Annotated in this window: 12 protein-coding genes and 1 pseudogene; 4 read left to right on the top strand and 9 right to left on the bottom strand. The window is 45.0% G+C overall.

Annotated features, from left to right (window positions below; genetic code table 11):
- Positions 1-32: 32 nt before the first annotated feature.
- The 5 genes from MHZ89_RS01955 to MHZ89_RS01975 form a co-directional block, all read right to left on the bottom strand.
- Positions 33-1,823 (bottom strand): hypothetical protein, encoded by a 1,791-nt coding sequence (locus MHZ89_RS01955; RefSeq protein ID WP_311781642.1) that lies wholly within the window; start codon positions 1,821-1,823, stop codon positions 33-35.
- Between the two features lies 1 nt (position 1,824).
- Entirely contained in the window at positions 1,825-1,959 is a 135-nt protein-coding gene (locus MHZ89_RS01960) for a hypothetical protein (protein WP_311781643.1), read from the bottom strand.
- Between the two features lie 28 nt (positions 1,960-1,987).
- Positions 1,988-2,374, bottom strand: a complete 387-nt coding sequence (locus MHZ89_RS01965) for a hypothetical protein (protein ID WP_311781644.1) — start codon at positions 2,372-2,374, stop codon at positions 1,988-1,990.
- A gap of 233 nt (positions 2,375-2,607) precedes the next feature.
- Positions 2,608-2,940: a hypothetical protein gene (locus MHZ89_RS01970; RefSeq protein ID WP_311781645.1), complete on the bottom strand. Its 333-nt coding sequence runs from the start codon at positions 2,938-2,940 to the stop codon at positions 2,608-2,610.
- A gap of 9 nt (positions 2,941-2,949) precedes the next feature.
- Positions 2,950-3,291, bottom strand: a complete 342-nt coding sequence (locus MHZ89_RS01975; protein ID WP_311781646.1) for a hypothetical protein — start codon at positions 3,289-3,291, stop codon at positions 2,950-2,952.
- A 502-nt stretch (positions 3,292-3,793) separates the two neighbouring features.
- Between MHZ89_RS01975 and MHZ89_RS01980 the strand changes: the two genes are divergently transcribed.
- From MHZ89_RS01980 to MHZ89_RS01990, 3 genes are all read left to right on the top strand, one after another.
- A complete protein-coding gene (locus MHZ89_RS01980; protein ID WP_311781647.1) occupies positions 3,794-3,961 on the top strand; it encodes a hypothetical protein in 168 nt (55 codons plus the stop codon).
- 93 nt (positions 3,962-4,054) lie between these two features.
- Positions 4,055-5,473, top strand: coding sequence for a DEAD/DEAH box helicase family protein (locus tag MHZ89_RS01985; protein WP_311781648.1), 1,419 nt, complete (start codon positions 4,055-4,057; stop codon positions 5,471-5,473).
- Between the two features lie 77 nt (positions 5,474-5,550).
- Positions 5,551-6,117: a hypothetical protein gene (locus MHZ89_RS01990; protein ID WP_311781649.1), complete on the top strand. Its 567-nt coding sequence runs from the start codon at positions 5,551-5,553 to the stop codon at positions 6,115-6,117.
- 35 nt (positions 6,118-6,152) lie between these two features.
- Here MHZ89_RS01990 and MHZ89_RS01995 read toward each other — a convergent pair whose 3' ends face one another.
- The 3 genes and pseudogenes from MHZ89_RS01995 to ghrA form a co-directional block, all read right to left on the bottom strand.
- On the bottom strand, positions 6,153-7,985 hold the full coding sequence (locus MHZ89_RS01995) for a recombinase family protein (RefSeq protein ID WP_311781650.1): 1,833 nt from the start codon (positions 7,983-7,985) through the stop codon (positions 6,153-6,155).
- Between the two features lie 15 nt (positions 7,986-8,000).
- Positions 8,001-8,411: pseudogene (locus MHZ89_RS02000) on the bottom strand (PHP domain-containing protein); the annotation flags it as partial.
- Between the two features lie 53 nt (positions 8,412-8,464).
- Positions 8,465-9,406, bottom strand: coding sequence for a glyoxylate/hydroxypyruvate reductase GhrA (gene ghrA, locus MHZ89_RS02005; protein WP_311781651.1), 942 nt, complete (start codon positions 9,404-9,406; stop codon positions 8,465-8,467).
- A 201-nt stretch (positions 9,407-9,607) separates the two neighbouring features.
- On the opposite strand from ghrA, the gene treA reads away from it, so the two are divergent.
- Complete coding sequence (gene treA / locus MHZ89_RS02010; protein ID WP_311781652.1) at positions 9,608-11,293, top strand: alpha,alpha-trehalase TreA; 1,686 nt, start codon at positions 9,608-9,610, stop codon at positions 11,291-11,293.
- Positions 11,294-11,522: 229 nt separating this feature from the next.
- Here treA and MHZ89_RS02015 read toward each other — a convergent pair whose 3' ends face one another.
- Positions 11,523-11,771: a GlsB/YeaQ/YmgE family stress response membrane protein gene (locus tag MHZ89_RS02015; RefSeq protein ID WP_311781653.1), complete on the bottom strand. Its 249-nt coding sequence runs from the start codon at positions 11,769-11,771 to the stop codon at positions 11,523-11,525.
- Between the last annotated feature and the right edge of the window lie 93 nt (positions 11,772-11,864).

Raw genomic sequence — 11,864 nt, forward strand, 5'->3', positions numbered from 1 at the left:
CCCCATCCTTAGTTATGAATGGGGAACTATCCTTAGCTCCCCATGTAATTTATCTTTTCTGGTTCGTGTATTTGGTAATACGCTCTTAGCATTGTATTTATCTCATCGTCGCTTTGATTGGCGATTTCAGTACACATAGCTTTGCAGGTATCAGCCACGGCTTTATATGCGTCAGGCAGTTCATCAGTACTGTTAGGTAGCAGATTAGTTAACCCTGCTGCTTTGGAACATTTCTGTACCAACGCCTGTATCTGGATTGCAGAACTGGTAGCGTCGATGTAGGCGAGTATGCCGGTTTGGTAAGTACTGTCTTTGGTGTGCATATAGAGTGTGTACATGATGTTCAGTGCCTGTAGTACCTCATCTTCATCAAGCAGATCGATCACACTGTAATCAGTATGTTCAATACAGTTATTGAATGCCTCCTGTAGCTCCTGTACGCGGTTGTAGCGGGCGTTAGTACTCTTTTTGCTGTAACCCTCGATCATTCCTACAAGCAGTACCTGAAGCTGGTATACACCGCTATCGGTTAGCCTTTCAGTACTGAACGATCTTACCAGTACCTTAGCGAGTGAGTTACCTTGGAATGACAGAGACGTATTGTAGGTATAGACACGTCCACGGTTATCACAGAACAAGGGGTGATAGAATTTCTCATACTGGCTGAAGTACTCCGCATCAGTAAGCGTCTGTTCCCATCCTCTTGCCTTACCTACTGTACTGGTAGCGTTCACCAGTTCTTCGTTGAGTTTGTCGATCTCATCATTAGCGTTAAGTGCATCAATAATGTGTTGCGTCTTCTCATCCTCATCTTTCGTTTGAGTACTGAGATAGTTACTGGTTTTCGCTTTCTTCTGGAGTTTTGCGACCTGAGCATTAATCTCTTTAACCTGCTTGTTAAGAGCGATCTGCATCTTCTTGATGTTATTATTGAAGTACTTCATAACTGCGGGATGTTTGCATTGCTTCATCCATGCAAGAAACTCTGTGTTAACCGCCCATTCAGTACCTTGCATCTTATTGATGGTATCGAAGAACATCTTGCCTTCGTTGGCACTGGAAAATTTGTATTGTCTCACCTCAGCCCACTCAGGATTTTTGAGTACTGGAGATTTAATTTCCAGATACCCGCCATCTTGATCGAGTAAGTTCTTGTGCGGTAGTGGTGGAACAAGCATAGGTTTGTAAGCGGCATGGCATTCTTCAATAGTATTCAGTAGTTCTTCTTTGCTGATCTGTAGAGTACTGAATTCTGGTTTTATCTTGATGATTATCCCATCAGGTAAATTTTGAGTTTCGAAGTACTTACAGTAGCTGGTATCAACATAGGTTCGTATCAGTTGAATCACACCAGTAAGGGCTTCATCTGAAGCTTCACCAAAAAAGTTGTAGCTTTGCATGTAATAGTTAGCAATCTTTCTGCAAAAAACAGTTAGTACAATATTTTCTCTTACCATCAACTTCGTTAGCTCTTTGGTAATGAAGTACGCCAGTAAAGTAATTGGATCTTCATACCGAGGAACAAACAAAGAGTATTTGGCGGCGTTAGTCATATCTTTCTGATACATCACTGACTGCTTTTCAATAAGAGCTGTATAGAATTTTGATTTACGAGCTTTCTTTAATTCGCTTTCAATGGATTCATACAGAAACGATTGTACAGTACTGAATGTTTCAAGGAAAAATTGCTTCCCTCTTGGTAAGTCCAGTACTGAACCGTTTCCTTTCGCTGCCCTTTCATAACTTCCTGAAGCTTGTAATAAATCTTTTTCATATCCCTGCATTAACAGAGTACGTTCAAGTTCCCTTTGCAATTCTTCCATGTTAGTTGTAATCCCTGTAGAAGTTGTAGTTATGAACTGCTTCATCAGTCCAGCCTAATTCACCTGTTAATTCATCATTACTATCTGGAAGGTAATATGTATCTTCAAAATCATCTTCGTACTCGTATTCATCCATTTTATAAACTCCGTTTGTTAATTTAATATCACGGAGTATTTATCAATTCTTTCAAGTTATGCGTGTAAAAGAAACGAAAGCCGTTTTTAGTAGCCCATTCTTCTTGTGTCTGCTTAGTACCGTCCTTACGCTTTTTTGCATTAGGCATAGGGGTATTAGGTTTCATGAAAACAAAAACTATTTCATGGTTAGCAGGAAGTACCTCACGTACATGTTTGTATTTGGCAGCTTCAGTACTGGTGCGGAACCTGCCCTTGGATTCTATGAGGTAAGTTTTAGTATCAGTGCAATACTTGAAATCTGGCTCGTATCGGGAAGGTATTGTGTACTGGATAGTATTTTCAGGATGGTATTCTAATTGCGGAAACTGCTTATCTATTTGTTGTTCGAATTTCGAATCATACTTTTTTGTCATGTTCTCTAATTCCTTTTATTGTCTGTATCAGTACATCATTCCGTGTTGCACATTCGCTATAGATGCGTTGGTACTCAATCAGGGCTTGCATGAGGGCTTTACCAGAAGTATCTGTAGGTATTGGTGTGTCATTACTACAGGGCTGTAGAAGTGATTGTTGTTCGATTACAGGGGTTACTTGTACTGGAGTACTACAGGCAGTCAGTAGTAGAGCAACGCCGATGAGAGCAGCCTTAAGGCTTCTTGTTACGTAATGCATTACTCGCCTCCTTGTACTGCTTCAATAGCTCTATGCCGTCTTGATCAATGCATTGTTGCGAGTAGATAGGCCGTTCAATGATCGTCTGTGACTCCTTGAGTACCTTAAAATCCTGATCTTTTAACTCATTGAGTTTTGCTGTTAGTTGTTCTGCTTGTTGGTACTGCATATCACTGATTTCTTTCTTGATAGATGCCGTAACGTTTTTTTCGAGGTTCATTTGATAACCTGAATAGTACGTATTTGCTTGCCATCCAAAAAAGACAGATAGCAGTACTAAAAAAACAATTCCTTTGTAAAAAACCATAGTTATTCCTCAGTACTTTCTTGGGAGTACTTTTATGTATGTATTGATGTAGTCAATGAAAGCAAAGAGATCCCGTACAACTATTCTCAACCAATCAGTATCAATTCCATTTATTGTACTAATATTGAATGAGTAATCCCTCCAATCAATGTCATCATCAATAGGCAGTTCAAGTATATTTGTTTTTAATACATCTGGCTCTTGTCCTCTTTTTTTGCATTTCTCTATGCGGATCTCTCCATATACTGCATGGCAAACCACATAACTGAGTCCATGATCCATTGTAATAAGTTCTGTTTTGCTCTCATATGTATACACCCCATTACTGAGGGTAATATCTAATTCTCTCATTTGAATTCCTTTTTTGAGTAGTTGTCCATTGAGTAGGTGTCTTTGAGTTGTACATATGAAAAGCGAAAGGAATTCAGTACCTATCAAGTACAGATCAAAAAAAATGCGTTGTTAGTACAGTGAGCGTCAGCGAGATGGACTAACAAAAGCCGTTGGGGTTTCCTGTAAGGGAAACACCTACGTCAATCTACCTATATAGGTTTCAACATTCAAAGAGGGATTTCATCCCTCTTCTCTTACATCTCTCGTTGTTCTCGCTGTCGCTCGTACAACAAGAAATGTACTCGTTTTTTAATTTATGTCGAAAAGTCTCTTTAAGAAATATTTAAAGGAATTATTCGACAATTCGTGTGTGCGATTTCGACATTTCTTTGTACTCAAATCTCAACTCGCATTTTATTCATTTCGAGGCGTTTTAATCAGGACAACCATAAATACTACAAATAATCCTGAAACAGAAAAAATTTATGTCCTATACTAATATTAAACAGAGGAGTCAAACATGAACAGGAATTCAAACGAAGAAGAGATTAAAATTGAACGCATTGCTTGCCGTATCACGGCTGAACAGCGTGAGCATCTGGAAGTACTAACTGAAAGATTCGGTTATCGCTCTATGTCAGCAGCAATTCAATCACTCATCGAACAATCGATCAAAAACCACAAATAAAAAATTTAAAAAGCCAATAAAAACTCTCATTATCGAGGGTTTTTGCTCGTTTGCGATAAATAATTCAAATAGTTAAATAAAAAGGAATTTAAAATGCAATACATTGATTCACAGCCAGGCTCTGGTAAAACGCACTACATGATTAATGAAGTACTAAAAACTTATATGAATGTCAAACATCTGATAGTTCAACCCACTATCAAACTACAGGAAGAAACTGTCAAAGAATTATCATTAATCAGTGAACACGTAAAAGTACTCAATACAGAAACAAAAAATGGAAACTTACTTAGAGATATTCGTGCTGCATTACGTGATCGTAAAGTGAGAGTACTGCTAATCACAGAAGCAATGTTTTATCTCCTTGAACCAAGCGAAACACTTAAAGCTAAAACATGGATGGATGATTGCATACAGTTTTCTAAAAACTACTTCTCCGGTATATCTTCAGCAGATTATGAAGAATGGTCAAAGATTTATAGCAATCAAATTTTTGAAATCATGAAGCAAGTTAATGAGGATTTTGATGAAGTAAAAACCAAGGAAATCACTAACGAAATGAGTGATGACGTTATTAAAATTATTGATAGTATAAATCTACTAATGAGGAATTTTAACAAGTTAGCAGTCAATAAAGATTATGTTAACAACCCTCCAGTTTCAGACAAACAGAAGCGGTATATTACTTTGATTGGCTGGCACGATTTATCAGTGTATGAGAATCATGAAATGATTTTTATGGCTAATAATTTCGAGGCTTCCTTACTCTATAAACATAACTCTCAGTACTTTCAGAAGGTGGATTTTAAAGGTAAACCGGATATTGATGAGAGCCGTATAGATGTACGCTTTTTTGTACCTAATTCCAGTTTAAAGTTTGGATTAACTAAAGCTTATGCTGAAAGTCAAGAAGGCGTAAAAATCATTTCCAAAGCTGTTAATTACATTAACCAAAATGAGAAAGAATTTTATTATACTGAAAACATCAATTGCCCTGAATTAACAGGTGATTGCTATCCGCCAATACTACGCGGCGTTAACAGTCTGATGAATTATCGTACAGCTATATTCTTTAGCTGCATGAATGCTTCACCTATTGAATTAGTGGCTTATAAAAAACTATTCCAATTTAGCAGCCTTGACATAAAGACTGAAAGGGAATTTGAAGTAATGCATCAATATTGTTCTCGTGGCGTTATTAGACGCAGAGATGTTGATACCAAGATGGTGATCTATGTACTAAGTGAAGATCAAGCATTATACCTTTCCGATAACCCAACATATGTTAACTTGGAAGTCAAACATACAGAAGCAACTAAACCTGGCCCTACACCAAAGTTAGATGAAGCCCAACAAAAAGCATGGAATGCATTTAAGTTGAAATGTAAACGCACAGGTAACTTTGATGGACTTGAAGAATTAATTGAGAAATTGAAACTTAATGAAGATCTTTCTAATTACATCAACGTACAATTCGAAAAGTTCCTCACTAAACTAAACAACAAAAAATAACTCTATTTGCGGCACTTCATGGATGATTTGCCATAAATACTACACAAGATTAAACCTAACTATGAAAAGGATTTCATATGAAAAGAAAACTCACCCTTCGTGATAAAGCAGTACGTGCATATAACTCAATGGTACTTCGTTGTAAAGCCAATAAGAACTATCAGCACATTGCTATTGATACTGCATGGATCAATAACCGCGAATTATACATTGCTAACTTCATGAAAGGCTATAAACCTGACTGGCATTTAGATAAGGACTTAAAAGTACCCTACTCTAACCTTTATAGTGCTGATACTTGTATGTTCGTACCTGCACACATCAATAATATATTGAGAGGTAAAAAGTCAAACAGTCGTGGTAATGCTGATAACTCTTTAGTACTTCCATTAGGTGTTAGCATTTCCAAGAGTAGTAAGAATCCTTACCAGGCACATTGTAAAATCAATGGAAAACAAACCCACTTGGGACTATTCAGTACTCCTGAAGCCGCTCATAGAGCATGGCAACTTGGTAAAATTGATCAATTGCAGTACGCACTTATGGATACAGAACTAACATCTGAAATTATTGAAGCTTTGGAACAATGGATTAATATCATTATCAGTGATGTTGAAGCAGGACGTGAAACCAAATTAGATTAAAAAGAAGCCAGTACTTTTTAGTACTGGCTTTTTCTTTATTTGCGAGGCCAGAACAACTTCCCATCAATTTCAGGATAACCAACTACCTGTAGAGATTTAATCACAGTCTTAAGTGCATTACCTGCTGCTTCAGCTTCTTGATTTTTCAGTGCAAGTATCTTATCAAATAGTTCATTGTTCATTTCTAATGCTTGTTTGGCTTGCTCAAATTCATCTGACCGCTTAACCAAATCTGGCACACCAAAATAAAAACGCCATGTATCCTTTTCATCACCTGCTTCAAACGTGAAATCTGTACCGTCTTTGGTAACGTAATAAATCGTTATCTTCTTATCTGCTTTCCAAACTACGGCTTTATCTATAGTACTTCTAACGATTTCTCTAATCTTAACTCTTTCTGGATGATCAACCGTTTCGATAATCGGCCACTGAATAGTTTCAAAGTAGTTCATCATAAGTTCTTCAAAGTGGCTACTCTCTTGAAGAAGGTTATTTTGCTGTAGTTTATCAAGGTGTAAGTTTAGTACTTGTCTTTCTTCATTCAATTTCTTGATGCTTTCAACAACCTCAGCTACATTACTTAAACCCGCACTTACTAACTCAGTCAGGTTAGTAATTCTTGATGTAATGGAAAGAATCTTATCTTTAGTTTCATTTATTTGAGTTTCATAATCTACTTTTTCTTTATTGTCTTTATTCTTATAGATGAAAGCATAGGTCACAGCATACATCAAAGTATGCTCCACTAAGTCACCACTTAATGACCAAGTACGACAACCTTTTAATTTTTTAAGCTTATCATCTTTACTTTTTAAGTTGCCAGCCGCCCTACCTTTTTCACAGAGGTATCTAATTGTATCTTTGTGCCTCATAGCCATCATTGTAGAGCCACAATGACCACATCTGAATAGACGAAGACCCGCCATCAAGTTTATCTGGTTCTTTTCGCCAGTAGTTATGTACTTATTGTTTTGCTGAATGTCCTGTAGCCTTGCGAATTCGGCTTCTGTAATCAACGGTGGATAGTAACCTTCAAGCTTATATTCGATACCTCTTACGCTTAAGATACGTAATCCATATACAGCCGGATTAGTACGTAACTTTCGCACATTTGGTACTGACCACATTTTACCTTTCCAGCCTTCAGGAAATCTCGTGTTAAGTTCTTTGCAGACCTTAAAAGCAGAAGCCCCTTCTAAGAAGAGTTCCATAGCGTACTGTGCTACCTGCCAGTACTGAGGATGTTTGCGTACTTGTTCATCATATGCAGTACTTGCATCTATCCAGAGTGGGTGAGAACCCACACTTTTGATTGTGGTAGGTAAGCCAGTTTTAAAACGCTTGATCAGAGCTTCAGCGTTACCATAAGTACGCTTTTGCTTTGTACTGGATTCTTCATTGGCACGTACAAACATCAAAGTACTGATCAAGAAATCAGTAGGATTTTCATTCACTGATTCCTTTGTGTAGGACTTTCCATCCATACCAGTGACTATCTGAATATCTAACGTGAGTAGTTGCAGGAACAGGCTATTGGCAGTTGTAATATTCGATCTACTGAGGCGATCTAACCCTTCGCAATAGAGTATTGAACCAGCAGGTATCAAGCCCTCTTCTACTGCGTCTATAAACCTTCCTAACTCCCCGACTTTAACGTTAGTCTTTTTCTCTATCTCAGCTTTTTGTTCACGGATTACGTTTTTTCCACGGAAAGCACTTACCCCTGCATCGATCATAGTTACCAGTTCGTAACCATGCTCTAAGGCATACTTCTCAGCACTCTCTAACTGTCGTTCTTGAGTAGTTCCGCCATCCCTACCCTGTACCGCACTTGACCAGCGTATGTATGAATACAGCTTCTTTTTCATTCAGTGTTCACTTTTGAATTTCGGGTTGCCCGGGTGGCTGATAATATGCGCCACGCCGTTCGCCATGGTGGCGATCATCGCATCGGTGTGATGGCTCTTGTCGCGCGGCGCGTAAACCGGCTCGTGAAATCCGGCGATAATCAGATCCAGCGAACCGAGCATCGGGCCGGAGCAGTCAATCTCGCCCTGCTGGTTTTTAATATTCGCCTCGATACCGCGCAGAATGCCGACGCCGTCAATGACGCGCGGCCAGATTTTCATATTGACGAAGTGCCAGTAGTGCGGCGCGTCGGCCATATCGGGGCCGTGATCGGTAATGGCGAACAGCCGGATGCCGTTGTTTTTCGCCTGCGCGACGTAGTCATGCAGCGTACTGTAGGCATGGGTGCTGGCGACGGTGTGCATGTGTAAATCAACAGGGTACATCATCTTCTCCTTCACGCCGCCCGACCGGGCGGGAAATAAGTTAACCGGAACAATCAGTAACCGCGCTGGCGATCGACGCAGCCCGACGGCTGGTCGCCCGCCTCAATGGCGCCGATGGCGCGCGTAATGGCGTCCATCGCTTCATCCGTCAGCGTTAATGCCGCAATATGCGGGGTAACGGTGACGCGCGGATGACGCCACAGCGGGTTATCCTGCGGCAGCGGCTCCTGCTGGAACACATCCAGCGCGGCGGCGCGCAACTGCCCGCTCTCCAGCGCCGCCAGCAGATCTCTCTCCACCACCTGCGCGCCGCGCGCCATATTCAGGAAACAGGCGTGCTGCGGCAGCTGGCTCAGCGTGTCGGCGTTGAACAGGTTGAGGGTTTCCGCCGTGGTGGGCAGCAAATTGATAATCACTTGCGCGCCGCGCAGAAAGTCATTGAGCGTCTCGCGTCCGGCAAAGCTCTCTACCCCTGCGATCTGCTTTGGCGAACGGCTCCAGACGCGCAGCGGGAAGCCCCAGGGCTTAAGCGCTTCGATGACGCTTAATCCCAGCACGCCCGCGCCGAGCACGCCGACGCTGAACGCCTCGCGCGCCACCGGCGGCAGAGGTTGCCACTGCGCCTGCTGCTGCTGTCGATGATAGTCGTCGAAGCGACGGAACCAGCCGAGCACGCAGCACACCGCATACTCCTGCATCTGTCGCGCCATGCCGCTATCCTCCAGCCGAACCAGCGGCACCGACTGCGGCAGCATGTCAGGGTAGCGCGCCAGCTGAGCGAGAATATCATCCACGCCTGCGCCCATTGCGAACACGCCGCGCAGCCCCTGCCGCGCCGCCAGCAGCTCGCGCGGCGGCTGACGCACAATCGCATAGTCGGCAGGCGCATCGTCGCCCGGCTGCCAGCGGCGCACGCGCGCCTGCGGCAGACGCCGCTGCATGCCTTCCAGCCAGACTTCGCCGTCCTGAGACGGGTGATACCAGATAATATCCATATTGCCCCTCTTTTTTTGCCCTCAGCCTCCGGTAAAAGCGGCGTCAGGGCAAGCAAAAACCGCCTTCTGCCCGCCTGACGCTCACCTGGGCTGCTTCACATTTCCACAGCGTTGCCGCGCCAGGTTGTGAGATTACGACTAAAGTTAGTTGAGTGGTCAATGCGTTACGCGCGGCCGCCTTTCGGACAAGGAGAAAAACCGATGAAAAAAACTGTCGTAACCGCGCCTGCCGGGCGTAAGGGAGTCGCGCCAGTGGTGCTGACTCTGCTGCTGGGTTTGCCTGCGCTGGCAGCGCACGCAGACGATAATTCACGTATGCTCAGCAGCCAGCCGCAGCCACCGGACGTGCGGCTTGGCCCGTTGTTTAACGCGGTGCAGCAGGCTCAGTTCTACCCCGACCAGAAAACATTCGCCGACGCAGTGCCAAAGTTCGACCCTGCGTCAATTCTGGCGGACTGGCAGATGCAGAAGAATCAGCGCAATTTCGACCTTAAGCGTTTCGTCGCCAGCAACTTTACCCTGCCCGCCGCCGGCGAAAAGTATGTGCCGCCCGCCGGACAGAGCCTGCGCGCGCATATTGACGGCCTCTGGCCGGTGCTGACGCGTACCGCTAAAAGCGCCGGGCGTTATGATTCGCTGCTGCCGCTGCCGAAGCCTTACGTCGTGCCAGGCGGTCGCTTCCGCGAGGTTTATTACTGGGACAGCTATTTCACCATGCTCGGTCTGGCGGAGAGCGGCCACTGGGATCGCGTGCAGGATATGATAGATAACTTCGCGTGGGAGCTGGATACCTACGGCCATATTCCCAACGGTAACCGCAGCTACTATCTCAGCCGCTCCCAGCCGCCTTTCTTCAGCCTGATGGTTGACCTGCTGGCGACGCACGAGGGCGACGCGGCCTACAGCAAATATCTGCCGCAGCTACAGAAAGAGTATGACTACTGGATGGCGGACAGCGACAGCGTCGCCGCCGGTCAGGCGAGCAAGCGCGTAATCAAACTGGCGGACGGCACCCTGCTCAACCGCTACTGGGATTCGCGCGACGCGCCGCGTACCGAATCCTGGCTGGATGACGTCAATACCGCGAAGAAAGCGCCGCAGCGCGATAAAGGCGAGCTTTACCGCGATCTGCGCGCCGGTGCGGCCTCCGGCTGGGACTTCAGCTCGCGCTGGTTCAGCGACGCGCATAATATCGCCTCAATTCGCACCACTCAGCTGGCGCCGGTCGACCTTAACAGCCTGATGTTCCATCTGGAGCAGACGCTCGCCAAAGGGTACCGGCTCGACAAGCAGCAGGATAAAGCGAAACACTACGCGGACCTGGCGGAAAAGCGTCAGGCGGCGGTGAATCGCTATCTGTGGGATGACAAACAGGGCTGGTACGCCGACTACAATATCAAGACGCGTCAGGTCAGCCCGCAGCTAACCGCTGCGACGCTCTTCCCGCTCTATATGCAGCTGGCCGGTGACAAGCAGGCCGATCGCACCGCCTCGGCGGTAGAGAAGCAGCTGCTGAAAGCGGGCGGCCTGCTCACCACCACGGTAAACAACGGCCAGCAGTGGGATGCACCTAACGGCTGGGCGCCGCTGCAGTGGGTCGCGGTGGAAGGCCTGGAGCACTACAACAAGCCGCAGCTGGCACAGCAGGTCGGTTTGCGCTTCCTGCAGAACGTGCAGACCACCTATGACAAAGAGCATAAGCTGGTCGAGAAGTATGTGGTTGACGGGCCGAACCTCGGCGGTGGTGGCGGTGGTGAATATCCGCTGCAGGACGGCTTCGGCTGGACTAACGGCGTGACGCTGATGCTGCTCGACAAGTACTGCCCGAAAGATAAAACCTGTAACAGCGTGAAGGATATCCCTCAGGCCGCCACGGCGGCGAAATAACCTACGCAGGCGAAGGGCGCTCCGGCGCTCTTCCCTTTCCCTTTGCACCCTGCTCTCATTTACCAACCCCTCAAATTAAGGCGGTTAACCTGACCGATCGTCATATTTTGGCGCGGGAGACTGCTGGGGAGGAAAGCGCTTGCTGCGGGGACTGGCGGGAACGGTTTTCTGGCAGGAAAAGAAAACGGGACGACTACGTCGTCCCGTTGCAGTTCTTAGGCTACGCGTGTCAGCTACGGACTTTACGGTAGATAAACAGCACGACAATGGCGCCGATTACCGCAACCACAAAGCTGCTGAAGTTAAAGCCGTCTACTCTGCCGAAGCCGAACAGGGTACTGATCCAGCCGCCGACTACCGCACCAATGATCCCCAGGATCACCGTTACGATAAAACCACCGCCATCGCGACCCGGCATGATCCATTTAGCGAGAATACCGGCGATTAAACCAAAGATGATCCATGAAATGATACCCATCGACTACTCCTTCCTTTTTGTTTAGGTTGTGACCGCCTGATTAATCAGGAGAATTACAAAACTAAGTATAGACAGGAAATTTTCAGCTGCAGA

The sequence above is a fragment of the Pantoea sp. ACRSB genome (assembly GCF_022346905.1).
Lineage (GTDB): Bacteria > Pseudomonadota > Gammaproteobacteria > Enterobacterales > Enterobacteriaceae > Pantoea > Pantoea piersonii.

What these genes read in the sequence shown, in the direction of transcription:
- MHZ89_RS01985 (WP_311781648.1), top strand. Translation starts at nt 4,055, where the DNA reads ATGCAATACATTGATTCACAGCCAGGCTCTGGTAAAACGCACTACATG.
- ghrA (WP_311781651.1), bottom strand. Translation starts at nt 9,406, where the DNA reads ATGGATATTATCTGGTATCACCCGTCTCAGGACGGCGAAGTCTGGCTG.
- MHZ89_RS02015 (WP_311781653.1), bottom strand. Translation starts at nt 11,771, where the DNA reads ATGGGTATCATTTCATGGATCATCTTTGGTTTAATCGCCGGTATTCTC.
- MHZ89_RS01960 (WP_311781643.1), bottom strand. Translation starts at nt 1,959, where the DNA reads ATGGATGAATACGAGTACGAAGATGATTTTGAAGATACATATTACCTT.
- MHZ89_RS01965 (WP_311781644.1), bottom strand. Translation starts at nt 2,374, where the DNA reads ATGACAAAAAAGTATGATTCGAAATTCGAACAACAAATAGATAAGCAG.
- MHZ89_RS01990 (WP_311781649.1), top strand. Translation starts at nt 5,551, where the DNA reads ATGAAAAGAAAACTCACCCTTCGTGATAAAGCAGTACGTGCATATAAC.
- treA (WP_311781652.1), top strand. Translation starts at nt 9,608, where the DNA reads ATGAAAAAAACTGTCGTAACCGCGCCTGCCGGGCGTAAGGGAGTCGCG.
- MHZ89_RS01975 (WP_311781646.1), bottom strand. Translation starts at nt 3,291, where the DNA reads ATGAGAGAATTAGATATTACCCTCAGTAATGGGGTGTATACATATGAG.
- MHZ89_RS01955 (WP_311781642.1), bottom strand. Translation starts at nt 1,823, where the DNA reads ATGGAAGAATTGCAAAGGGAACTTGAACGTACTCTGTTAATGCAGGGA.
- MHZ89_RS01995 (WP_311781650.1), bottom strand. Translation starts at nt 7,985, where the DNA reads ATGAAAAAGAAGCTGTATTCATACATACGCTGGTCAAGTGCGGTACAG.
- MHZ89_RS01970 (WP_311781645.1), bottom strand. Translation starts at nt 2,940, where the DNA reads ATGGTTTTTTACAAAGGAATTGTTTTTTTAGTACTGCTATCTGTCTTT.
- MHZ89_RS01980 (WP_311781647.1), top strand. Translation starts at nt 3,794, where the DNA reads ATGAACAGGAATTCAAACGAAGAAGAGATTAAAATTGAACGCATTGCT.